This is a genomic window from Granulicella mallensis MP5ACTX8, assembly GCF_000178955.2.
Classification (GTDB): Bacteria; Acidobacteriota; Terriglobia; order Terriglobales; family Acidobacteriaceae; genus Granulicella; species Granulicella mallensis.
In genome coordinates this window covers 4157765-4181485 of record NC_016631.1, presented here as the reverse complement: position 1 = coordinate 4181485, position 23721 = coordinate 4157765, and the positions used below count along the sequence as shown (strand labels likewise).

Annotated in this window: 20 protein-coding genes and 2 tRNA genes; 16 read left to right on the top strand and 6 right to left on the bottom strand. The window is 57.3% G+C overall.

The window, feature by feature from the left end; translation table 11 throughout:
• Nucleotides 1–7: 7 nt before the first annotated feature.
• The 6 genes from ACIX8_RS16410 to ACIX8_RS16385 form a co-directional block, all read right to left on the bottom strand.
• On the bottom strand, nt 8–1414 hold the full coding sequence (locus ACIX8_RS16410; protein WP_014266488.1) for a PepSY-associated TM helix domain-containing protein: 1407 nt from the start codon (nt 1412–1414) through the stop codon (nt 8–10).
• A 53-nt stretch (nt 1415–1467) separates the two neighbouring features.
• Complete coding sequence (locus ACIX8_RS16405) at nt 1468–4323, bottom strand: TonB-dependent receptor (protein ID WP_014266487.1); 2856 nt, start codon at nt 4321–4323, stop codon at nt 1468–1470.
• A 191-nt stretch (nt 4324–4514) separates the two neighbouring features.
• Nucleotides 4515–4883 (bottom strand): hypothetical protein, encoded by a 369-nt coding sequence (locus ACIX8_RS16400; RefSeq protein ID WP_014266486.1) that lies wholly within the window; start codon nt 4881–4883, stop codon nt 4515–4517.
• 332 nt (nt 4884–5215) lie between these two features.
• Nucleotides 5216–6820 (bottom strand): ArnT family glycosyltransferase, encoded by a 1605-nt coding sequence (locus ACIX8_RS16395; protein WP_014266485.1) that lies wholly within the window; start codon nt 6818–6820, stop codon nt 5216–5218.
• Between the two features lie 4 nt (nt 6821–6824).
• Nucleotides 6825–7157: a DUF3467 domain-containing protein gene (locus ACIX8_RS16390; protein ID WP_014266484.1), complete on the bottom strand. Its 333-nt coding sequence runs from the start codon at nt 7155–7157 to the stop codon at nt 6825–6827.
• 23 nt (nt 7158–7180) lie between these two features.
• Nucleotides 7181–7262, bottom strand: a tRNA-Leu gene (locus ACIX8_RS16385).
• A gap of 348 nt (nt 7263–7610) precedes the next feature.
• On the opposite strand from ACIX8_RS16385, the gene lon reads away from it, so the two are divergent.
• From lon to ACIX8_RS16305, 16 genes are all read left to right on the top strand, one after another.
• Nucleotides 7611–10043, top strand: coding sequence for an endopeptidase La (gene lon / locus ACIX8_RS16380; protein ID WP_014266483.1), 2433 nt, complete (start codon nt 7611–7613; stop codon nt 10041–10043).
• A gap of 344 nt (nt 10044–10387) precedes the next feature.
• On the top strand, nt 10388–10957 hold the full coding sequence (locus ACIX8_RS16375) for a DUF488 domain-containing protein (RefSeq protein ID WP_014266481.1): 570 nt from the start codon (nt 10388–10390) through the stop codon (nt 10955–10957).
• Entirely contained in the window at nt 10954–11607 is a 654-nt protein-coding gene (gene tsaB / locus ACIX8_RS24710) for a tRNA (adenosine(37)-N6)-threonylcarbamoyltransferase complex dimerization subunit type 1 TsaB (RefSeq protein ID WP_014266480.1), read from the top strand. Before ACIX8_RS16375 ends, tsaB begins: the two co-directional genes overlap by 4 nt.
• A gap of 164 nt (nt 11608–11771) precedes the next feature.
• Complete coding sequence (gene rimI, locus ACIX8_RS16365) at nt 11772–12266, top strand: ribosomal protein S18-alanine N-acetyltransferase (protein ID WP_014266479.1); 495 nt, start codon at nt 11772–11774, stop codon at nt 12264–12266.
• Nucleotides 12267–12275: 9 nt separating this feature from the next.
• The gene (locus ACIX8_RS16360; RefSeq protein ID WP_014266478.1) at nt 12276–12902 is read left to right on the top strand and encodes a phosphatidylserine decarboxylase family protein; all 627 of its coding nucleotides are present in this window, start codon (nt 12276–12278) and stop codon (nt 12900–12902) included.
• Nucleotides 12902–13732: a CDP-diacylglycerol--serine O-phosphatidyltransferase gene (pssA, locus tag ACIX8_RS16355; RefSeq protein ID WP_014266477.1), complete on the top strand. Its 831-nt coding sequence runs from the start codon at nt 12902–12904 to the stop codon at nt 13730–13732. Before ACIX8_RS16360 ends, pssA begins: the two co-directional genes overlap by 1 nt.
• Before the next feature lie 43 nt (nt 13733–13775).
• Nucleotides 13776–14813, top strand: coding sequence for an Asd/ArgC dimerization domain-containing protein (locus ACIX8_RS16350; RefSeq protein WP_014266476.1), 1038 nt, complete (start codon nt 13776–13778; stop codon nt 14811–14813).
• A 53-nt stretch (nt 14814–14866) separates the two neighbouring features.
• A tRNA-Leu gene (locus tag ACIX8_RS16345) sits at nt 14867–14953 on the top strand.
• Nucleotides 14954–15385: 432 nt separating this feature from the next.
• Nucleotides 15386–15664: a helix-turn-helix domain-containing protein gene (locus tag ACIX8_RS16340; RefSeq protein WP_014266475.1), complete on the top strand. Its 279-nt coding sequence runs from the start codon at nt 15386–15388 to the stop codon at nt 15662–15664.
• A 311-nt stretch (nt 15665–15975) separates the two neighbouring features.
• Entirely contained in the window at nt 15976–16782 is an 807-nt protein-coding gene (locus ACIX8_RS16335) for a tyrosine-type recombinase/integrase (RefSeq protein ID WP_190273680.1), read from the top strand.
• Nucleotides 16783–16903: 121 nt separating this feature from the next.
• Entirely contained in the window at nt 16904–17308 is a 405-nt protein-coding gene (locus tag ACIX8_RS16330; protein ID WP_014266473.1) for a hypothetical protein, read from the top strand.
• Nucleotides 17309–18175: 867 nt separating this feature from the next.
• Nucleotides 18176–18937 carry a metallophosphoesterase family protein gene (locus tag ACIX8_RS16325; RefSeq protein WP_014266472.1) on the top strand — a complete coding sequence of 254 codons (762 nt, stop codon included), beginning with the start codon at nt 18176–18178 and terminating at the stop codon, nt 18935–18937.
• A 93-nt stretch (nt 18938–19030) separates the two neighbouring features.
• Nucleotides 19031–19534, top strand: coding sequence for a GIY-YIG nuclease family protein (locus ACIX8_RS16320; protein ID WP_014266471.1), 504 nt, complete (start codon nt 19031–19033; stop codon nt 19532–19534).
• A complete protein-coding gene (locus ACIX8_RS16315; RefSeq protein WP_014266470.1) occupies nt 19521–20789 on the top strand; it encodes a DGQHR domain-containing protein in 1269 nt (422 codons plus the stop codon). The genes ACIX8_RS16320 and ACIX8_RS16315 overlap by 14 nt, the downstream gene beginning before the upstream one ends.
• A 208-nt stretch (nt 20790–20997) precedes the next feature.
• Nucleotides 20998–21987: a DUF4007 family protein gene (locus tag ACIX8_RS16310; protein ID WP_014266469.1), complete on the top strand. Its 990-nt coding sequence runs from the start codon at nt 20998–21000 to the stop codon at nt 21985–21987.
• Nucleotides 21980–23719 carry a hypothetical protein gene (locus ACIX8_RS16305; protein WP_044176915.1) on the top strand — a complete coding sequence of 580 codons (1740 nt, stop codon included), beginning with the start codon at nt 21980–21982 and terminating at the stop codon, nt 23717–23719. Before ACIX8_RS16310 ends, ACIX8_RS16305 begins: the two co-directional genes overlap by 8 nt.
• Nucleotides 23720–23721 lie beyond the last annotated feature (2 nt).

Here is a 23721-nt window from a genome sequence, read left to right as displayed (position 1 = left end):
AGTTTGCTCAGGCTTGGATCGTATTGAGCCCCAACCATCTCTGAGCTGCGGGCACGCGGCGCAGTAGAAAGCGTTCCGTGAGAGCGACGAGAATCATCGAGCCGCCGAGAAACGGGAAGTAGAGCCCGAACGCAATCAGCAGGGCGATGAGCCCTGCTGAGAAACGAACGCGGCGAATCGGTGCGGGGGCACCGAGCACTCCCTCTGGCTTGCGGCGACGCCACATCACCAGGCCGCTTAGGCTGAGTGTAACCAGTCCGGCAGTGGTGAAGAGACCGAGCATCTGGTTCGCCAAGCCGAAGAGCTGGCCCTCGTGCGCGGCGATGCCGGTGCCTATGATCCGGTCCAGCCAGGGCTTTGCGCGAAAGTCAGTGCGTTTGAGAATGGCTCCAGTCGTGGGGTCGAGGGTAAGCTCGACGCGAAGCGGACGGTCACGCGTGTCGGACTTTGCCGTCCAGTTTCCGCTGGGCTTTGTGGGAGGAGAGACCAGGACAGGATTGGCAAGGCCGAGCGGTGCGACGGTGACGACCATCCTATCGATAGCAAGATAAACGTCTGCGGCTGCAAGGGAGCTGTCATGGTGAGATACAGGGGTGGGAGTCTCTCTCATATCCATGCCCGGCATGCTGGACATATCACTGTCGCTGTTGCTGGTTTGCAAGGCGCGAGTTGCGATGATGTCGGTGCTGCTCGTGGTCCAATCCTGCTTCACAGCATGTCCATTGCTGAGATGCCTGGCGGCTTTGAGATACGCTCCCCAGCTTTTGGCCCAGGGTAGCCCGGTAAAGAGCAGGAAGAGCGCGAAGAATGAGACGTAGATTCCGGTGACGGCGTGGATGTCTCGCCAGAAGATGCGCTGGCCCTGATGCAGGCGAGGATAGAGCACTCCCGCGAGGCCACTGGCGTTGCTCGGCCACCAAAGGAAGAGGCCGGTCAGAATCATGACGACGGCCCATGAGGCAGCGAGTTCAACGATCCATGAGCCGTATCTTCCGATGAGCAGTTCGCCGTGAAGGCGAGAGACTAAATTGTCGATGCGTTTGTCTTCGTCGTCCGTCTTGAGCACCTGGAGCGTGCGAGGGTTCACGTAAATGCGGAACTCGTGCAGGTCTTTATCAACGAGCACTTGTGCGGGCGAGTGCGGAGTAAAGGGCAATTGGTAGGCATGAAGCCGGGAGCCGGGAATCGTTGCCAGTGCGGCTCGCACTTGAGAGTTAACCGAGGCTTCCGGGCCTATGGTGGAGAGGTGATCGTAGGGCCGGTCGAGCCACTGTTGAATCTGCGGATGAAAGAGGAAGATCGTGCCGGTGACCGAAAGCCACAGGACGAACGGAATGCAGAAGAGGCCGGCATAGAAGTGCCAGCGCCAGACGGTGCGATGATCTAAACCTTTTGAGGCAGGTGCGGTCGGCATAGGGTGTCTCCGTCCGGTTGAGCCGGCCGAGGGGCCGGCTCAACCAGCCTGGTTTAGAAGCTCAATCGAACGGCAAGTTGAATGCTTCGGGGATCGCCAACCGCTGTTGCCTGACCAAAGGTCTCGTTGGGTTTGGTGGGATAGTTGCCTGTGCCGAAGGTACCGTTCGGGATCATGTCGTTGCGGTGGTTGAGCGCATTGAAGGCCTCGGCCATGCCTTCCAGCTTGACTCGTTCTGTCAGCGTGAAGGTGCGGCTGAGACGCGAGTTCAGGCTGAAGAAGTCAAAGCCGGTGCCGGTATTGCGGCCGATGACGGCACCCGGGAGAGCCTCGGTGCAAGGGTTCAAGCCTCCGTTCGCCGTGAGGCTGAAGCCCGCGGCGCAGGGTCTTTGCGAGGTTGCCTGTTTTGTATTTGCGCCGGTGGTGACGTTGAAAGGAAGACGCGAGTAGTACTGCAGAATTCCTCCGAGCCGCCAGCCGTGTGTCACGTGATCGACCCAACCGTTGGCGGGTTTGGTGGAGGAGGTCAGGCTTGCATCGAAGACGAGGCGATGACGCTGGTCGTCGTCGGAACGGCCACGGTCCTCGCGCAGATTGAAGTTGTTGATGGGAGCGCTGAAGAAGAACTCGCTGATATTGTCGATTGCCTTGGAGTAGGTGTAGGAAAGCCGCGCCGAGCCCCAGGGCAAAGGACGTTGCTGCAGTGAAACTTCCAGCGCGTCGAAGTACGAATCGAAGGCCGAGCTGTAAGGCTTAATGTTGCCGCGTGTTGGATCGGGCCGCGTTCCATCGAGGTTGATGTTGGTGTTGATCGAACCGATGAGGTGCTCTCCGCGCAGGTGTTGGTAGCTGATGCCCAGTGTCTCGGTCTTTAGAATCTGCTGCTCGATCTCCAGGCTTGCCTGTTGGGAGAAAGGGTTCTGGATGCTGGGATTCATCGTGGAGTAGTTTTCGACCGCTCCCGCTGGTGGAGCAATGGCTACATCAGGAAATACAGGAGCTCCTGCCTGCCCAGGAGAGAAGGTATAGCTCAGCAGGGCTGCTTGATTGGGATCGGTAGTGTTGTGTGCCGAGAGCAGTGCGTTGGCCAGTGGACGCAGCGGGATGCGGTCGTAAAAGAGGCCATAGCTGCCGCGCACCACGGTTCCGCGATTGGCATAGGGCGCCCAGGCGAAACCGATACGAGGCGAGACATTGCCGGTATTGGTGTTGATCGTATGCAGGAACTCAAGGTCGTACCGGACGCCGGCGTTCAACGTGAAGGATGGCGAAATCTTCCACTCGTCCTGCGCATAGAAGCCGACGTTGGGATTGCTCTGCTGGACTGTGGGCACTCCGAAGTTCTGGGTGTAGCCCTGCGAGTTATAGGTGCCGCTGAGAAAGGTCGCGAGGGAAGAGAACGTGTAGGAACCACGCAATGATTGCGGATAGGTGATGGTGTCGTCGTTGTAGAGGAAGTCCACGCCGGCCTTGAAGGTGTGTGCTCCGCGCTCCATCACCAGGTTATCTACGATCTCGCCCAGATAGTTGAGCCGCGCTGTGGGTGAGGATACGGAACGTCCGAAGGTTGCGACTCCGGAGATCGTCACCACTGGGCCGACCTGATCGTTCGGCGGTGCGTTCAGGCTGTCGTAGATGAATTGTCCGCGTGTCTCGTTGAAGGTTCGCGGCGATAGCGTAGCAATGTTGCTGACGGCCACCGTATGGTTGGTGTCGAAGACGGAGGTGCCGTTGCTCACCGTATTGAGGCTTCCAGCACCTCTTGCGTTGAGGCTGCTGAGTTTGTAGTAGCTGTATCGCACATTGAGCTGATCGTTCGGGCTGAAGCGATGGTCGGCGCGCAGAAACGCCGTGTCCGTATGCAGCGTTGTGGGATAGAGAGTGGTCGGTCCTGTTCCAACCGTGAGGAGCGGAGCTTGATAGCCGACAGCCTGCAGCCTTGCGTTGATCGTGGCGGCGTTTGCCGGCGTGATGGTGATGATGCCGTCCGTTCGCAGGCGCTCCTCTTCAAAGTTGCCAAAGAGGAAGGTGCGGTCTTTCCGCAGAGGGCCTGACAGGCTTGCGCCGTACTGTCCCTGTGTAATCGGCAGGTTGCTGCCCGAGAGCGCATTGTCCGCATTCAAACGCTGATTGCGCAGAAAGCCATAGGCCGTTCCGTGGAGCTGGTTGGTGCCGCTCTTGGTGATGAGGTTGAAGTACCCTCCGAGGGCGCGTCCGAACTCTGCCTGTCCTCCCGAGGTAACGACCTGGAACTCGCGCACTACGTCCAGGCTGAAGACGTTTCCGGCTACGCCGGCGGCATCGTCGTTGTCGGAGAGGCCGTCGACGACGAAGCTGTTGGAGAAGTTGCGCTGGCTGTTGACGGAGTATCCCTGGCCTGCAACCTCGGAGGTCTCCGCGAGAGTTTGCGTGCTGGCCGTATTGGTCGGCGACACGCCGGGCAGCAGGAGAGCGATGTCGAGATAGTTGCGGCCTTCGAACGGCAGATTGGCGGCCTCGGTCTGCGAGATCGTTCCTGCGATCTGGCTGCGATCGGCTTCGAGGACAGGCGACTCTGCGGTGACAGTTACAGCTTCCGTGGAGCCTGCTGTAAGGGTGATGGGAAGGTTGAAGGCTGCGCCAATGGTGAGAGTAAGAGTTGCGTTGGCATCTGCGAAGCCTGTGTGGTGAATCGTTACCTGGTATTGGCCGACCTGGAGATAGGGAAAGCGGAAACGTCCGGCGGCGTCGGTTTCGGCTTTGGTTGCGACGTTGGTCGCTGTGGCTCGTGCGGTTACGGTCGCGTCGCGAATCATGGCTCCGGTGGAATCGGTCACTCGTCCGGAGAGCGAGGCGTTGTTGATCGTCTCCTGCGCAGCAAGGCAGGGGATGAGAAGGGATAGCAGAAAGAGGGATAAAAACCGGTACACGTTCGTCCTCCATGGGACAGCGGAGCGCACGACAAGGTGCGGCCGCGAAAGTTCTTCAGTTGCGATGAAAAGGGAGAGCTACAGCTGTTTCGGCTTAGACGTTTACAGGGGCGAAGACCGTTTGCATGGTTTTCCCCCAGGAAAACCATCCTTACAATCCCTCTGGTGTAACGAGTAAAGCCGAAACTGCTCTAGGAGAGACGAACGGCAGGAGGGCCGCGTTTGTGGCGGGAGCGCTCGCGGGAGATGCGGCGCTGGGTCTCGGCACGCTGTGGGGCGGCGAGGATCGAGAGATCGATTTGCACGAGCTGCGCGGGCGTAACGAGCGCGGCAAATGTGCCTGTCGGAGCCGGTACCGTGGGCTGCGGAAAGTGCGGGCAGCGTGCGCTGAAGGCAGGCGTGGTCGTCGGCTGGCTCATGCCCATCGCGCAATGGTGGTCGCCATTACGGCGGCAGCATATGGGCAGATGCGAGTCGGTGTCCTGTCCCATTGCAAGCAGCGGTGCAACGGTCGGGAGACCGAAGACTGCGAGCAGAAGCAATGTGAGGACGCGACGCATGTTGTGACGAGTCTAGCAGGAAGTTTGGGAAAACTGGTTTTGTTGTTTTGGCATTTGCTTTTCTGGTTGTCATCCCGAGCGCAGCGAGTGGACCTGCTTCCTCCCGTTCTTCGCCCGTGTCATCACGAATGTTCTGCAGTAACGCAACCGCGTCTTTTTCTGTTGCGGCCTGTATGTTTTCTCGGAACTGCGAACGAAAAACGGGAGACAGCAGGTTCGCTCGCTACGCTCGGAATGACAACAAGAAAAGCAACGGCAAATGCAAAGGCAGAAGCAGATTCCCTTCGGGAATGACAAGCAAGAAAGGCAAAGGCCAGAATAGCAAAAGCTATCTACGGCATCGGCTGTAAGAGCGCTTCATAGCTGCGCGGGAAGCGGAGGACAGCGGCCCATTCACCGTCGCGGGTGTCCTTCCAGACGATCTGTCCCCCGAGGATGGCGGCTACTTCATCCGGAGATAGATCACGCTGGTCGGCGAACTCACGTCCACGGCGGGTGTCTGGATGTTGCAGTAGATACCTGCGAAGCTCAGGGGTGGTGTACCGCGTCGTGACTACCAAGGCGGTGTCGAAGAGGCCGGGTTCCTGCCTCGCTTTCAGAACTTCAGCCGTCGTGAAGTTTTCAATGGGTGTGACCCTGATGGAGCGATTCGTGTAGCCGAGGTCGGGACGCACCAACTCCGCAGCCGCCGGCCAGGCGGTGAGGACGCGGGCATCGGGAAAATGCTGGTCGATATAGGCGATCCCCTCCTGGTGGACGACGATCATGTCGCGATAGGTGAGGCTGTCTTCTGGCGCGTACGACGTCGGAGGGCTGATCCAGAGAGCTGTCAGGAAAGACATTCCCGTGAGTGCCGCGAGCCAGGGCCAGTGACTCGTTCGCGCACGCCAGGTTGCGACGCAGACCAGCAGAATCAGTGGGTAGACGGGCAGCAGGTAGCGCGTGAGAAGCGCTCCTCCCAGCACGGAGAAGGCAAGCCAGTTGGCTGCCACAAGAACCGCGATGGTGCGCAGGGTTGTCGTCGATAGCGACCGGGGCTTGTTCTCAGATGGAAGTGGAAGAAGCAGGCAGGCGATAGCGATGACGAGGGCGACCCAGAGATTGCGCTGCCAGGCCAGATGCAGGAACCGATAGTACAGAGAGAGAAAGATATGCGCCGCGCTGAGGTTTGCCGTGGCGTTGTAGCGCAGGTACTCGGGGTTGCCGAAGGTAAAGCCGGTGCGGTGATGATGATAGGCATACCACGCGATCAAAGGCAGAAGCGGCAGGGAGAGTGTGACGAGCCAGGATGCATGGAGGCGTCGCGCGAGGGCAGAGCGCCGGTCGCGAATCAGCAGCACCAGATGCATCGCGGCGAGGGCTGCCGGCTCGACGATAGCGGTCTCTTTCGAGAGCGCCGCGAGGGAAAACAGTACGGCGATCCAGAGCTGTCTGCTCTTTTCATTTGCGTCGGTCGCGAAGTACAGAGCGAAGGCCCAGAGAGTGAATGCAGCGGCGAAGATGTCGGCGTGTGCCAGCGTACTCTGCGCGAACCAGATGGGATAGATCGCCGTGAGAAACGTTGCAGCGACGGCTGCGCTGGGGCCCAGCAGGGATTGCGTCATGCGGAATATAGCGAGCATGGCCGCTGCGGCAAAGGTGCAGATCATGAGCCGCGTCGCGAGGATGTGATACCCGGTGACATGCCAGAGCGTGCCGAGGACGATGTTCGGCAGTGGCGGATGGGCGTTGGTGAATTCGGGGATCAGGGTGAAGCGATGGAAGAAATCGAGCGCGGCTGGAATGTAGTAGCCGCCCTCATCCCAGAAGTAGGGTAGTTGCAGCAGGGTAAGGTGTCCCAGGGCGATGGCGGCAAAAAAGATCGCGAAGAGCACGGGGCCGGGCAGGGAAGCCAGCCGCGCCGTGCTTCTGCGAAGAGCTTGCGGAAGAGACTCCACTGTTTTAGTGGACGGGGCCGTTGCCCGGGACGAAACGCGGTGCGCCCGGCTGCTGCGAGCTCTCCAGCGAGATGGTGCCGAAGGTCTGCTCGTACTGCGCGAGGTTGTGGCTCAATAGATTGTTCAGCGCCTTGGCCTGTTGGGGGCTAAGATAAATGCCCTGAAAGTTATCGATGTTCACCTGTTCGGCAGACTGCTGCTCGAGCGTGCCGAAGACCAGAAAGAAATCCCAGACGGAGAGGCGGACCTGAACGCTGTTGGCGTAGGAGTCACGGTAATCGGCGGACTTGTTCAGGGTGATCTTGGTGTTGTCGGGCTGGGTAATGGTCTGGCTCATCGTCATCCTGAAGTCGAATTCATTGGTGCGGGAGGGGGGACTCGAACCCCCACGCCGAAGCACAGGCTTCTAAGACCTGCGTGTCTGCCATTTCACCACTCCCGCGGTGAGGTTAAGGGTAACGGGAATGGAGGCGGGTTGCAATCGGAGAGACCCAAATGCCGGGAATTCTGTGTCCAGTATTTAGGGAGAAGGTGCAGAGAGGGGGAGACAAGCGTGAGTTTTGGCGTTAACGAAACCTGCTCGATGTCAATTCTTTGTCACGCGTGGTTTCCGGATGAACCGTTTGCTGCTCGCCAGCGTTTTATAAGACAGAAAGACGCTGGGAACCCTCCCAGATTACGTCTCATGAGGTAGAGCCGCCGGGTCCGAAGAGAAATTTGGACGCAGATTTGCGACCGACAAGGATAATAGTGCATCCTATTCATGAAAGTTGATAGAGGAACACTCAAGATGCCAAGCGAATTTGTTAGTGTGATCAAACCGTCCGAGGTCAGAAGTGGAGAGGACAAGGGCCGCTCTTACCCCGTTTTGCCTGTTCGGGACACCGTTTTGTTCCCCCATGCCGTCCTGCCTTTGACCGTAGGGCGTGAGAGTTCCATCCAATTGATCCAGTCCCTGGGCGAGGAGAAGACGATCCTCGTGGTGGCCCAGAAGGATGCCCGTCAGGACCAGCCGGATGGAGGAGATTTGCATGTCATCGGCACCCGGGCGACCGTTCATAAAGTCGTGAAGATGCCGAACCAGAGCCTTTTTGTCTTCACCGAAGGCACGGAGCGCGTAAAGATTGGAAACTACACCCAGACTCAGCCGTTTCTGATGGCGGAGTGCGAAGTTCTGCCCGAGGTAGAGCCGGAGACCTCCCCGGAGGCCGAGGCCATGCAGCGGAACGTGGTCGGCCAGTTCCAGGAGATTGTGACCTCCTCCTCGACCCTGTCGGACGATCTGCAGACCATCGCTATCAATATCGAGGATTCGAGCCGGTTGTCGGACTTTATCGCGTCGAGCCTGCCGTTCCTCTCGACCACGGACAAGCAGGAGCTGCTCGAGACGCAGGATGTGAAGACGCGTCTGGAGAAGATCAACAGCCACCTGGCCAAAGAGATCGAGGTGCAGCAGCTTCGCAACAAGATCCAGACCGAGGTGCAGGACTCCGTTCAGCAGTCGCAGCGGGACTACTATCTGCGCGAGCAGATGAAGGCGATCCAGAAGGAGCTCGGCGACCAGGACGATACGCAGAAGGACATCGCCGACCTGAAAGAGAAGATCGAAGCGGCGGGCATGCCCGAGGACGTGAAGAAGGACGCGCTCAAGGAACTCGGCCGGTTGGGCCGGATGAATCCTGCGGCGGCGGACTACTCGCTCACGCGGAACTATGTCGAATGGCTCGCCGTGCTGCCGTGGTCGAAGGGGTCGGCCGGTGAGGTGGACATCGTTCATGCGCAGAGTGTGCTCGATGAGGACCACTACGGGCTGCGGAAGGTGAAGGACCGCATTCTGGACTACCTGAGCGTGCGTCGTCTGAAGCCGGACATGAAGGGGCCAATCCTGTGCTTCGTCGGACCTCCGGGCGTGGGTAAGACCTCGCTGGGACGCTCGATCGCTCGTGCCCTGGGACGCAAGTTCTCGCGCATCTCGCTGGGCGGCATGCATGACGAGGCGGAGATCCGCGGGCATCGGCGCACGTACATCGGCGCTCTGCCGGGGCAGATCATTCAGCACCTGAAGCGCGTCGAGGTAAACGACCCGGTCTTCATGCTGGACGAGATCGACAAGCTGGGCCGCGACTTCCGCGGAGACCCGTCAAGTGCGCTGCTGGAGACGCTTGATCCGGAACAGAACAACACGTTCCGCGACAACTATCTCGACCAGCCGTTCGACCTGAGCAAGGTGCTGTTCATCTGCACGGCGAACCAGCTCGACCCGATTCCGGCGCCGTTGCTGGACCGTATGGAGATCATCGAACTGACCGGTTATACGGAAGAGGAGAAGGTCAACATCGCGGAGAAGTACCTCATTCCTCGCCAAATCAAGGAGAACGGAATTTCCGTAGACCTGATCGAGTTCCCGACGGAGAGCGTTGCGCTGATCGCGCGGCACTACACGCGTGAGGCAGGTGTTCGCCGGCTGGAACAGTTGATCGGAACGGTCTGCCGCAAGCTGGCTCGTAAGGTAGCAGAAGGGCGCACCGAGAAGCTGGTGATTACGCCGGAGATCATCCATGAGTTCCTGGGCGGCATCAAGGTTCGTGTGGACACGGAGATCGCCGAACGCACCAAGCGCGCTGGCGTGGCTGTGGGGCTGGCCTGGACACCGGCTGGGGGCGACGTGCTCTTTATCGAAGCCAACAAGATGAAGGGCAAGGGCGGCTTCAGCATTACGGGCCAGATCGGCGACGTGATGAAGGAGTCGATGCAGGCGGCGCTGACGTGGGTGCGGTCGAACGCGACTTCTCTGGGGCTGGATGAGGATGTGCTGAAGGACATCGATCTGCACATCCACGTACCGGCGGGAGCGATCCCGAAGGACGGCCCGAGTGCGGGCGTCACGATGGCGACGGCGCTGGTGTCTCTGCTGACGGACAAGCCTGTGCGTCCGCTGCTGGCGATGACCGGTGAGATTACGTTGAGCGGCAATGTATTGCCGGTCGGCGGCATCAAGGAGAAGTTCCTTGCGGCCAAGCGGGCAGGTGTTCGCGATGTGATTCTGCCGATCGACGTGAAGTCCAATGTGGAAGAGGACCTCACGGCAGACCAGGTCGAGGGCGTGACGATCCACTACGCCTCGCGCATCGAAGATGTTCTGGCTGTGGCTTTGCCGAAGTCGGTGAAGGAAGCGGTACAGAACGAGGAAGTGCGCGAAGAGGTACTGGCCGCGGCGCAGTAAGAAGTGACGTGAAACTCGAAACGGGTGCCCCATCCTCGACGCGCGGCTTTATGCGCGGCAGGGTGGGGTATGGACGCTAAGCGAGGCACAAACATTAGCATCGCGCTCTGCGTCAGGGGTATCGTGCGAATGCACGACCGCTTTGAGCTTGTAGTGGCGATCGTGGCCGGATAGAGGAGTACGGTCGTTTGCTACCGCAAACGATACCCCCGACGCAGAGCGCGCATCGAAGATCTGTGGGATTCGCTTAGCGTCTATACCCCACCCTGCCGCGCAAAAAGCCGCGCGTCGAGGATGGGGCACCCGGTTGTAGATCGCCTTCTGCTTTTGAAGGAGAGCTCTGCATGATGACAATTGGCCATTCCACGCTGAGCATCGAAGCGTTCCTGCGAGCGCTTCGGGATAGCGGTGTTGAACTGCTGGTCGATGTGCGGAGCCGTCCTGGATCGCGGAGGCATCCGCAGTTCGGGCAGGAGGCGCTGTTTGCGTCGTTGCGCGAGGCCGGGATTGAACCGGTGTGGCGCAAGGGCCTGGGTGGATGGCGGGAGGCACGTAAAGACAGCATCAATACGGGCTGGCGCGTGAACAGCTTTCGCGGCTATGCGGACCACATGCAGACTGCCGAGTTCCGGCGCGAGATCGACTGGCTGCTCGCGCAGGATAAGCCGCTGGCCGTGATGTGTGCGGAGGCCGTTCCGTGGCAATGCCATCGCTCACTGATTGCGGACGCGATGCTTGCTCGTGGTGTTGTTGCTGAGCATATCTTCGTAACGCCCGAGGGCGTGAGCTCACGCAAGCCGCACGAACTCACTCGTTTTGCTCAGGTGGAGGGCGAACGTGTCTGGTATCCCGCTGAGAACGGCGAGCTGTTTAGCGGTATGCTCGGAGCGGATAGCAATGTGGAGGATCTGTGAGACTGCTGTTGATCGATACCTGCGGCGATGTGGGTGGTGTCGCGGTGAGTGAGGGCGAGACGATTGCCGCCAGCGAGACATTGCCGGAGCGCGGATCGTCGTCTGCTCTGTTGCCCGCTGTGTCGCGTCTCCTGAAAGAAAAGGGATGGACTTTGGCCGGTCTTGATGGCATTGGAGTCGTCGCTGGGCCGGGGTCGTTTACCGGCGTGCGGGTAGGACTCGCTGCGGCGAAGGGATTATGCGAGGCCGCCAATCTGCCGTTGGCGGCGGTATCGCGATTGGCTGTACTGGTGGAGGCCACAGCGCTTGAAGAGGGCTGTGTCGTGCTCGATGCTGGACGCGGCGAATACTATGTCCGTTTCGTGCGGCAGAGCGAGAAGGCCCAGGATGCACTTTGCAGGCGTGAGGACCTGCTGGCCCGGGCGGAGGGCAATCGTGTCGTGATCGCCGAGCCGAAGTTGGTTGAGGTTCTCGCAAGCCTAAGCCCTGAGCTTCATCTTCTGAGTGTTGGACAGGCCCTGCCGGTTATGCTCCGAGTCTTGCAGGAGGGCGGCAGTGATGTCGCGACGACGGATGCGAACTATGTTCGCGGAGAGCTCGATATCTATGCGAAGGTGCCTGGGGCTCTGGCCAAGGCTGGACCTGTTTAATTTCGACTTGATTTCAACGCTGTTGCCTTTCTTTCTGTCATTCCCGTAGGGAATCTGCTGCTTGTACGGGGATGCATTATGCTCGCACATAAATCCTTAACCAGCAGATCCCCTGCGGGGATGACAGAAAGAAAAGCAACAGCCACTACCTCTACTGAGACACTATGGATCTACCCTCGAAATCACTCGAAATTCGTCGCGCAACGACTGATGACCTCGCCGAAGTGCTGCGTCTTGAGCGCTCTGTGCCAGAGGCCCCGCATTGGGATGCATCGGTTTATCGCGACATCCTTTTGCAGGAGCCAGCAGGGTCAACGCTGCAGCGAGCGCTGTTTGTCGCGGTCGATCATGGCCAGCTTGCAGGATTTGCGGTCGCAACCGTCGTTGCCGATCAAGCCGAGTTGGAAAGCATTGCTGTTGATCCGCAGCGGCGCAGGCTTGGAGTGGGCAGGGCCCTGTCCGAGTCGGTGATGGCCTGGGCCCGCGAAGCAGGTGCGCGGCAGATTCTGCTCGAAGTGCGGTCGGCGAATGCGGTGGCGCGTGCTTTGTACGGTCGCCTGGGGTTTCAGGAGACCGGGCTGCGTCGTGGTTATTATTCCGACCCCTCCGACGATGCGGTGTTAATGTCTGTAAGTCTTTCAGCGGCAGCGGATTTATAATCGGGGACTATGGTTCGCGACGGAATTTTTTACGGACTCGCTTTGGCGGTGGTGGCGGCGATTGTCTGGCACTTCACGCTGTCTGGTGGCCTGACGGTCATCCCTGTGCTGTTGGCGATGTTCTTCGTCTGGTTCTTTCGCGATCCGTCGCGCACGGTGCCTGCGGGGCCTGGGCTGATCGTTTCGCCAGCCGACGGCAAGGTGGAAGAGGCGGAGTGGATCGAAACCACTGCCGGTGGTCGCCTGCGGGTGACGATCTTCCTCAATGTTTTTGACGTTCACGTCAACCGCGTGCCGGTGGGTGGCACGGTGGAGCTGGTAGAGTTTCGCGAAGGGCAGTTTCTGAATGCGATGCGTCCGGAGTCTTCTATTCATAACGAGCAGACTCTGATCACCATCAATACGGGACAGTACTCCGTCAGCTTCAAACAGATCGCCGGCCTGCTGGCGCGGCGTATCGTTTGCAACCTGAAGGTGGGTGACCGCGTGGAAAGAGGACAACGCATGGGATTGATCAAGTTCGGTTCGCGTGTGGATGTGCTGCTTCCCCCTGAGGCCAAACTGGCCGTCAAGGTGGGGGATCGCGTCAAGGGTGGTAGCTCCATTCTGGCCGCCATGCCGGGTGAGACAGCCTAATGGCTATGCCGGAGTTGGGCACGGTGCAAAAACACACGCCGCAGCGTCGCGGCATGTATGTGCTGCCGTCTCTTTTCACGGCGGGCAATATTGCAGCGGGCTACTACGCGCTGACGGAGAGCATTCGCGGGGCCGCTGGCGATCCCCGGGCCTTTGACCATGCCGCGTTGGCGATTGGTTTTGCGGTGATGTTCGACGGGCTCGACGGACGCGTCGCCCGCATGACGAATACCTCCAGCGATTTTGGCAAGGAGTTCGATTCGCTGGCCGACGTGATTACCTTCGGTGTGGCTCCGAGCCTGCTGGCCTATCTGTGGGGAGTGCACGCTGTGTTGCCCTCGGCATATCCAGAGGTGCAGGAGCGGCTGCGAGGCTTGGGAATCGTGATCTGCTTCCTGTTCCTCATCTGCGGCGCATGCCGGTTGGCGAGGTTCAACATCAGCGTCAATCCCCAGCCGCGCAACCCTGGCAGGCCGGGCAGGAAGTACTTTGTGGGCATGCCGATTCCGGCTGGAGCCGGTGTGATTGCGGCGGTCGTTCACTTTGAGTTGGGTTCACCGATCCATGAGTTGTGGCTCTCCGGGGTTTGGCTCGCGCTGCTGGCGTTTACCGGGTTCCTGATGGTGAGCAGTTGGCGGTTCTGGAGCGGCAAGGAACTCAACTTCGCCGAGCGACAGCCTGTGCGCGGCGTTCTGTTGATCGTCGTTGTACTGGCGCTCGTGATCTGGTTCTCCGAGTATGCCTTGATCGCGATTGCGATGGCCTATTTGCTGTCGGGAGTGTTGGCTCGGCTGGCGTACTCGTGGGGACGCCGCAGCACAGCAAGCTAGCGGCACGTATTGGAATGGCGATGTCGCCAAAGGGAGAGATAGCGTGGCAGCAAGAGTAGTACGTGCGGCGATCGTTGGAGCGTCCAGCATCCTGGGGAAAGAGCTCGCGGACGAACTGAACTCGTCTTTGTCCGCTGCGTGGGATCTCGCGTTGTTCGACACAGGCGATATCAGCGGACAGGTGACGGCCGCGGGCGATGAGCCCATGGTGATCCAGGAGATTGGCCCTGTTTCCTTTGTTGGAATTGATGTAGTGTTCTTTGCCGGTGATGCCGCGACGACGCGCAAGCACTGGAAGGACGCCTTGACCGCCGGAGCCAGTGTGATCGATCTGAGCTTCGCGCTCGAGGGCGAAAAGGGCACGCTGGTGCGGTGTCCGTGGATCGAAACGGTTGAAGCAGGGACGACGCCCGCTCCCGATCTGACGACGAAGGTCGTCGTTCCAGCGCATCCCGCTGCGGTGATGCTGGCGACGATAACGGCTCGGCTGCGGGCTCAGTGGAAGACGGCGCGTCTTGCGGCAACGGTTCTGGAACCGGCTTCGCAACAGGGCAGAGAAGGGCTCGAAGAGCTTCACCAGCAGACGGTGGGGACGCTGTCGTTCCAATCGCTGCCGAAGGATGTGTACGACGCTCAGGTGGCCTTCAACCTGAACGCGACACTGGGCGGAGCCGCGAAGCTGGACCTCAGCACGTTGACCGCGCAGGTACGACGGCACTTTGGCGCTATCGCGGGTGCAGGGGCCTCGCAGGCGCTGGCGCTGCAGTTGCTGCAGGCTCCGGTGTTCAACGGCTATACGGCCTCGATCTTTGCGACGTTTGGCGAGGAGCTGAAACAGGAAGACATAGCACGCGTGCTGCAGGGCGGAATGGTCAGCGTGGTGGCGGCGGACGATCCGGGACCAAGCAATATGAGTGTGATCGAGCAGTCCCAGATGCTGGTTAGCGTCCGCGCGGAGTCTCATGCCACGAACGGATTCTGGCTATGGATGGCGGCGGATAACCTGCGCCTCTCTGCCCGTAACGCTTCGGCCTGCGCGATGGAGCTGATCGCTCTGCGACCGGCAGGTAAGGTGCAGTAGAGCAACGTTGGTGTGCGGTAGTGCCGATAAATTATGCGCTAAAATAAAAGAGCGCCGGGATGGCGGAACTGGCAGACGCAGCGGACTCAAAATCCGCCGAGGGCAACCTCGTGGGGGTTCGACCCCCCCTCCCGGCACCATAAATACAACAACTTACATCATCGTCGGTTCCAAGCCTGGAGCCGACTTTGTCCATTCTTTGTCCAAACTTCCGAACTAAATCGAACGACCAGCCGAAGCGCAGATCGTTCGCCCCTCTTCCCTCCAAAGAAAAATCATCATCTCCGTCCTCGTTTTCATTGAGAGAAGAAGAGCCAACTGAGGTCCTTGCAAACTCAGCAGCTCAGCTTCTTCTGAGTGGACGAGTTGCCGACTGCCCAGATCCCGGCGGAACGTGGCTCTCTTCTAGCTCGCGCGGAGTGGCCCTGCGCGCCCCTTCGCCCGAAAGGCAGGAGCCCTACCCCAGCCATTTGACCGAAATCCAGAACAGCCCCATGATCCCCACTCGACCGGCTCGTTGGTCGAGGCTGACATGTGGGTGCGGAACTGCCTGCATGCGAGAGGACCCCGCTATGACCGTTATCCCCATGGTGACCAGACGGCTCTTGCGCACCAAGCAAGCCGCTGCCTATCTATCGATGAGTGAATGGAAGCTGAGACGCCTCATCCAGACCGAGATCATCCCGTTCGTTCAGGACCAGCGCGGCGGCCCGTTTCTCGTCGACGTCCGCGACTTGGACGCCTACATCGAAGGCAATAAGCGCAACATCAGTGACGCCTACCACTGGGAACCGAATCCCGTACTAACGGCCGCGCGCGAGGCCTCACCTCAACAGAGGAGGGGCAAATGATCCGACGCCAACGTGGAACGGGGCGAATCTTTCTGCCCAAGGGAAGTTCGGTTTGGTGGCTTCAGTATTACCAGAATGGAGTCAAACGACGGGAATCCGCGGAGAGCTCTAACCGAAAGGAGGCCTTGGAGAAGTTGAAGCTTCGGATCGCGGAGCTAACAACTGGTTCTGTTACCGGGCTCACTCCGAAGAAGACTCGAATTTCGGAACTGGCGGAAGACTTCATTCGCGACTACAAGATCAACGGCAGGACCTCACTCGATGATGCAGAGACGCGGTGGAGGCTCCACCTGGAGCCGTTCTTTGGAAGGATGAAGGCCTCTCAAGTAACGAGCGTACTCCTCAACAAGTACGTCGACATGCGACAACAGGCAGGGGCAGCAAACGGAACCATCAACCGCGAGTTGGCCGCACTCAAGAGGATGTTCAATCTCGGTCATCAGGCCACCCCTCCGAGGGTCTTCTTCATCCCGCACTTTCCAAAATTGACAGAGAGCAATGCTCGACAGGGCTTTCTGGAGGACGCCCAGTACCAACGGCTCTTAGAGTCGTGCCCGGAAATGTGGTTTCAGGCTCTTGTGGAGGCCGGGTGTACCTATGGATGGCGCATTGGAGAACTGCTGAAACTCAAGGTCAATCAGGTTGATCTAGAGAACCGGGTCATTCGCTTGCATCCTGGAACAACAAAGAACAAAGAGGGGCGCGAGGTCACCATGACCCAAACAATCCATGATTTGTTCGAGCTGTGTATCGAGGGGAAGTCCCCCGAGGATTATCTCTATACCCGGCCGAATGGGATGAGAGTTCGGGATTTCCGCGATGCATGGGATAAAGCCCGCATAGCTGCCGGAGTCCCAGGACTGCTCTTTCACGATCTGCGTCGGACTGCGGCACGAAACTTTCGGCGAGCTGGAATTGCTGAGGGGGTGATTATGAAGATCGGTGGTTGGAAGACTCGAAGCGTCTTCGAACGCTATGCCATCGTTTCACACACTGATATTGAAGATGCCTTGCAGAAACTGGAACAGCGGAAGAAGCTCTCGAAGCAAAAGCCGACTACAGTTCAAAACGTACATGGGAATACCAAACCTCGTCTAATCCTTGTGTCATCGCGGTAAGCCTCATATGGCTTTCCAGGGAGCGACGATGAATTGATTTGACCGAAAAGGAAGACGGCTGCATGATGCCTTCATTGTTCGATTCAAATCTTATCCAGATGCAGTAGAGGGGGCAGTGACAATGGCAGCAAGAGAGACGATTGAAGCCCAAAAGGTCGCTAGACGGGAGGAACAAAGAATCGATGATATGGAAGGAGCCTTGAATCTAATATTGAACAATGGATTCAGGGCATTTCATGTGGAAACAACTGCAGATGCAGCCACTCACGAATTCATGCTGGGAATCGCGAAGAATGTCCCTATCAGCGATATTTTTGAGAGCGCGAGACTGGGTTCCAGAACTGCGGACAGACGAATCATTCTTTGGAAGACCACGTTCGAGACTGGAGAAGTGCATGGATCGGCTCACCACGAAGACCACTTCAGGTCGTTGTCCAGATCTTCTTTACCAGAGCACCATGAAATGTTTCAAGAGGTAATCAGAAAGCTCTCCGTAGAAGTTTTCTCTAGCGGGTTGCCGGACTGAGATCGGTTTAGGGACTGATCAGCCATCTATTGCCTACTTGTCCGCTCTATTGATTAGAGGGTTGCTCCTCCATAGGGTGGAAGAGTCCTCGGTTTGAGCAAAGGCGCTTAGGTCCCCTAGATATTCTTGAGTGCCACCTTCACACAGTGGCATTCATCGAATGTGATCTATCAGCATTACATAGAAATCCATGAAGGAATTCAGGCCCATTAAGGCAGACACTATTTAGTGATCTCCTTGCGCAAGACTGCTTACAGCTATCGCAACTACTGATAAGGATTTCTGCAGCGTGCTCTTATTTCCGTTTGCGCTTTAATGTCGTGAGCCGTTCTTGTTCATTGATGAATTCTTCGATCCGACTAGCTCGATATCTGAGCGTACCGTCTCCCAACCGAATGACGGGCAACAGAGGATATTTGCGTGAAGAATGATCCCAAACCCAGTCTTTGCTTACAGTGAGCCTTCGAGCAACATCGTCCACCGTAAGAAGTGGATCCCTATCAAGTTGTGTGTCCAAAAATAAATTTTCCTTGCTTTCTCGTAGACATTGCGTGCACCCCGCAAAAGAGCATACACATTTGGATAGATACGTGAAAAACCATGGTTATGCCGAGAGTAGCGACCACGAGTATGCACTCACTACCCTCAAAGCCCGATCAAGTGTACATGACCATCGGAGGAGTCTTTATGTGGTTGGCGTGACTTTCTCATTTGTCCCTCGATTGTTTAGTGGAGGACGCTGATTGGGCCAGCAATCATTCTATTGAGCGCGGGCCTCTGAATTTCTGTAGAGAAAGGCGTTCATCAGGACTAGTCGTACTCTATGCTCCACGGAACACTGGATTAAGCTGGTGTCAGAGGCACACGGTGCGGGTAGCAGCAATCAGCGACACTCATGGTCGGCAGAACTGGGAGATGCCGAACTGCGATGTTTTTATCCATGCAGGCGACATGACGGGAAGCGGATCGTTGCAGGAAACTGCGGCGTTTGCGGCTCGGCTTCGAAAGGAGATGGAAAGTGCGAACGGACCGCCTCACGCGATCATTGTTCCGGGGAACCATGATGAGTGTTTCGAGACCCTTCCAAGAGCTACCAGGGAATTGTTTGGGCCAAACGTGCATGTCCTGGAGGATGAGCCATTAGTGCTCGACGGTGTTACTTTCTACGGCTCACCTTGGACGACGCCGTTCATGCTTTGGCGCTTCATGGCTGATGAAAGCCGACTCGCGATGCTCTACCAGAACATGCCAACCTCAGTGGACATCTTGGTGACACATGGCCCCCCGCATGGCATCCTCGATCCCGGATGGAAAGTGAAGCACGCCGGATCAATGGCGTTGGCGAAAGCAGTTGCCGACCGCCAAGTACGGCATCACATCTTTGGCCACTTGCATGGAGCCGGTGGTCAGTTGGTGCAGCAGGGCACACGAACTTTTATAACGTCGCAGCGTGCGACGAAGAATACAGGCTTATCAATCAACCTCGCGTGTTTGAAGCCAACCACGGTGTTTGAGTACCTCCCCAAGTTCCATCTACGCGTAGGTCGAATTCCGATGATGCCCAATGCTTGCTTTACCAATTTGTATTCAGAGAGCTCGTTATGGCTACAAAAGAACCGAAGAAGGTGAGAGGAGTCTGGACTTGATGGTCTGTGTGTGTCCAAGATCGCAATTGTGGTAGCAGCGACAGAGCCGATAGTTGCCTGAGGTAAACTTCTCCGCATGTCATCGACGGTAGCGAAAAAGGAGTTCTTCGATCTAGTTGAAGAAGGGGCTTTCTACAAGAAAGAAATCATTCTGTGGCCCACGCTCTGGAAGAAGCACAGGACGCGAAAGGCCGACCCCGTTACCTGGAGCGTCGCGCCCTTTTCTAAGGGGAATGCAAAAAACATTCCGCAATCTCCTGGCGTGTACGCATTCCTCATCAAGCCTATGATTCCATTTGGTTTAGAGCATGGCATTTTGATTTATGTTGGCAAGGCCGATACCTCGATACGCGATCGATACGCTCACTATTTACAGCAAGCCGCGGATCCGTTACAGGGCCGGCCGGTTGTCGCTGTATGGTTGAACAAATACGAGGGATTCCTCCATTTTGCTTATGTTGAGATGAAACCTCCCTCGAAACCCGCTATGTTCGAAGAGCGTCTCATCGCAGCTCTCGTACCTACGGTGAATCGTCAGCTTCCGGCAAAGATTCGGAGGGTTGTTAATGCCTTTAGATAAGACGACCCAAATGGTGGCGCTCCCAGCACTGAGAGGACACATGGGAGACTGGATTTATTACTCGGCTTTGATGTCGATGAAGGACATAGCGAATCGCGTATCAATGGTTCAAGATGTCCACAAGAGTCAACGATTGGGCGACTGGATACAGAGGCAGGTTGACGCATCGATTCATTCTGCCTCAATCAAAGACTATCTGTTGACGCAGCCTCAACGTTTCTTCAACTCAATAGTTCTCGGCGTGTATGGCGGGAGTCCGCAATGGGCAGAGCTAAGTTTTGATGTCGGTCGCAAGAAGCTGCCGGCGGGCGCACCAGCGGAAGGAACGCTCGGGGTTCTCACGCTTGATGGAAGCGAGGTTCTTTTTGCAATCGATGGCCAGCATCGTGTTGCTGCGATCAAGCAAGCATTGGAGACGGACGAGAACTTGGCGCGTGAAGAGGTTTGTGTTCTGTTGATCGGACACGCGAAGGATAGCGCGGGACAACAGCGCACACGTCGCCTGTTCTCTACACTGAATCGCTATGCGAAACCTGTGTCAAAGATGGAGATCATAGCTCTCGACGAAGATGACGTTGTGGCGATCGTGGCACGTCGGCTTGTCGATGACTATCCTCTTCTTCATGACTTCATCTCTCTGAAAAAGGGAAATTCTATTCCCAAAAGCGATGCTGAACATCTCAGTACGGTCACGGCGCTTTATGACGGGCTAGACCACTTCCTCCGACCGAAGAGCGTGGCGGAGAGTTCTTGGAGAGACAAGAAGAAGCGACGACCCAAGGAGGAAGAAATAGATCAGTTCTATAAATCTGCTGTGGGAATTTGGGACGTTCTGACGCAAGCGCTAACACCCCTTCAAGAGCTAGGGAGTTCTACACCCGAGGACCACGTTGCCCGAAAGTATCGGAACAACAATGGTGGGCATCTAGTCTTTCGCCCAATAGGGGTGACAATGATTTTGTGGGTGTGTCGCTTGCTTCTTGATCAGGGAGTAGCAACAAAGGTAATCGTGGAGCGGTTGCGCAAAGCGCCGCTCGAAATCGAGAAGAATCCGTGGGTAGGACTGATCTGGGATCCCATAAATGGAATCATGATTACGGATACGGAACGGCAAAACGTCGCCCGGCACATACTTTTGTACGGGCTAGGAGGCGAGCTCCCCGAAGTCAAGCAAACCGTGGACAAGGTGCGGGCAAATCTTGCCGGAATGCTCAATCGAGCCATGGCAGACACATCTATCGAGCGTTGGACCTAGCCGACTGATCGCCGCTGATGACAGGAACTCGCTCGGTTCGGCGATCCCGTTACGATTCATTTCCCGGCTCGATTCGGTTGTAGCCGTTCCAAGTGGTTGAATAAGAAGAGTTTGCTCGACTTCTGGCGCAGTCTCGCCAAGCAAACGCATGCACCAGCGATTGTGCAAATTGCGTTGACCAGACCCTTTAAATCCACGATGATGAATTATGAAGAAAGTGATCCCCAGCGCCTCTTCCACCGGCGCATCTGAGCGTGAGGATCGAACGCGACCCGCCTATCGCTATTCCGGTCATGAGACCTTCCCTTTTCGCTATTCATGGTTGCCGAAGGCAGTCGTCGAATTGACGTCTAACGCGGCCCTGTTTAGCGATGACGAGCGAGCGATGGTTCGTCTCGGGGTCGGTAAGAACATGGTTAAGGCGATTCGCTTCTGGGTTCAAGCTGCAGGAATCGCGGCTCCAGACCAGAAGGGATTGACCATTACTGACTTTGGGCGGGAGCTCCTATCTGAGTCGGAAGGACACGATCCGTACTTAGAGGACATTCAGACTTTGTGGTTGATCCACTGGAAAATCGCCTCAAACGCGACGGAACCGTTATTCGCATGGGAGTTTCTGTTGAACCGGTGGCAGCGATCAGACATCATTCGGAGCGAGGTTCTCGCGACGTTCAAGCAGGAAGCAGCTCGGATGGAGAAGGAATTGTCGGAAGTCACGTTGGCACAGCACTTCGATACGTTCCTTCACACTTACATTCCGACCCGAAGCGCCAAGGGGGATGTTCGGGAAGAAAATTTGGACAGCCCGCTCGTCGAGTTAGACCTAATCCGAAAGATAGGGGAAAAGCGTTCGGGGGATGGCGGCCGACTCGAGTCCGTTTATGCGTTCAATCGAGACGCGAAGACTTCAATCAGTCCGGAGCTCTTCATCTATTGCATTGAGGACTACTGGCGGACCCGGGCCGCATCCGAGGAGACGCTGTCGATCCGGGACATTACCGTCAAGACGGGAAGTGTAGGACAACTTTTCAAGCTTCCCGAGGCGGACATTCGCGAGCGCCTCCTCACAATCAAGGAAGATTCCAAGGGTTTATTCGATTACAAGGAGTCGGCGGCGCTGTCTCAGCTGATCCGCGTAGGCCCTAGTCATACGAGATTGCTCGCGTCTGTCTACGAAGGAGAGCCAGTCTATGCCTGAACCCACGATTGCTGGCCTTTTCGACATTCAGAGTCGCTATATCCGTTCGGTCAATCTCGAAAGGGATTTTGCCGATCCAACTTCGCTCGAGGGTTATGTGCTGACCCCCGACCTCAAGCAGATGCTGACGAGAATTGAATCAGGGTTGAGCTCTGCTTCGACACAACGAGCTTGGCGAATTACCGGGGACTACGGAGCAGGCAAGTCGTCGTTCGCGTTGCTGCTTGCACATCTCTTGGGTGGCGGCACCAATTCACTCCCGCCGAGGTTGAAGCATGCGCTTGGCGGTTCGAGCCGTGGTGCACAACTATTGCCGGTGTTGGTGACCGGCGCCCGGGAAGCGTTGGGAAAAACGCTTCTGGCGGCCCTGTACAAGTCGGTCTCGGGTATGCGCAGTAAGGGCCCGGTCCCTCACGTGCTGGAGCAAATCGAAACTCTTCAAGGGCGACTCGGCGGCGTAGAGGTCAACACTACGGATTTGGTCAATGTCGTAATCGGGGCCTCTGAATACGCCGCCCGTAGTGGCAAGTACCAAGGGATACTAATCATCCTTGACGAGCTCGGCAAGTCTCTCGAGTTTTCGGCATTGAACCCCGGCCAGCAAGACGTCTTCCTTCTCCAGGCCTTGGCGGAAGCGGCTGCGAGAAGTGGGAAGCGGCCCCTTTACGTTGTCGGATTGCTTCACCAAGGCTTTAACAGCTATTCGGAAACTCTCTCCCAGGCTGCGCAGAAAGAGTGGGAGAAGGTCGCAGGGCGATTCGACGAGCTTGTGCTTTCGCAGCCGTTGGACCAGGTGAGCGTCCTGATCGCGGATGCGCTGAGCATTAAGGCGTCAAAGCTGCCACATGCGTTGGTGTCTACAGCAGAAGCCGAAATGGAGCGGGCGATCGCACTCGGGTGGTTTGGAAGTTCAACGAACCACAAGTCGCTGATCGCGATTTCGCGCCGTCTGTATCCGCTTCACCCCACTGTTATTCCGGTTCTAGTGCGGATCTTCCATCGTTTCGGTCAGAATGAGCGGTCTCTCTTCAGCTTCTTACTTTCGAACGAGCCATTCGGACTGCAAGAGTTCGCCAGCAGGTCATTGAAGTCTGGCGAATGGTTTCGTCTCAATGATCTTTTCGACTACACGAGGGCGACGTTCGGCCACAGATTGGGCCTGCAAAGCTACCGGAGCCACTGGAGCCAGATCGAATCGGTCATAGACAGCTTCTCCTCGTCAGAGCCAGAAGATCTCGAACTGCTCAAGTTGGTCGGATTGCTGAACTTGGCTGATACCCAGTCGCTCGCGCCTTCTCCGGGAGTGTTGAAGCTTTCTTGGAGACTCGGAGATGCTGGGATACCAAGGTGGAAGCGATCGCTGGACAAATTGCAGCGGCAAAAGCGAATTCTCTATTACAGGGGCGAGTCCGCTGGTTTCTGTCTCTGGCCTCACACAAGCGTCAATCTCGAACGCGCCTATGAAGACGCACGAACTGCGGTAGGTCCGATTTCGAAGGTCTCAACCCTACTATCCGAGTACTTGGAAGAGCGTCCTATCGTGGCGCGGCGCCACTACATCCAAACAGGCAACCTTCGCCATTTCTCTGTTAGTTACGTAGATTCCAACGCACTGGGGACAGCCATTCAACAGTCCCCAGAGAATGGAAGCGATGGCAGAGTTGTCATTGTTTATGCGACACGGAAGAGGACCGAGAAGAGGCATTGCGGAGTGTCAAGCGAAGCGCAGTAAAA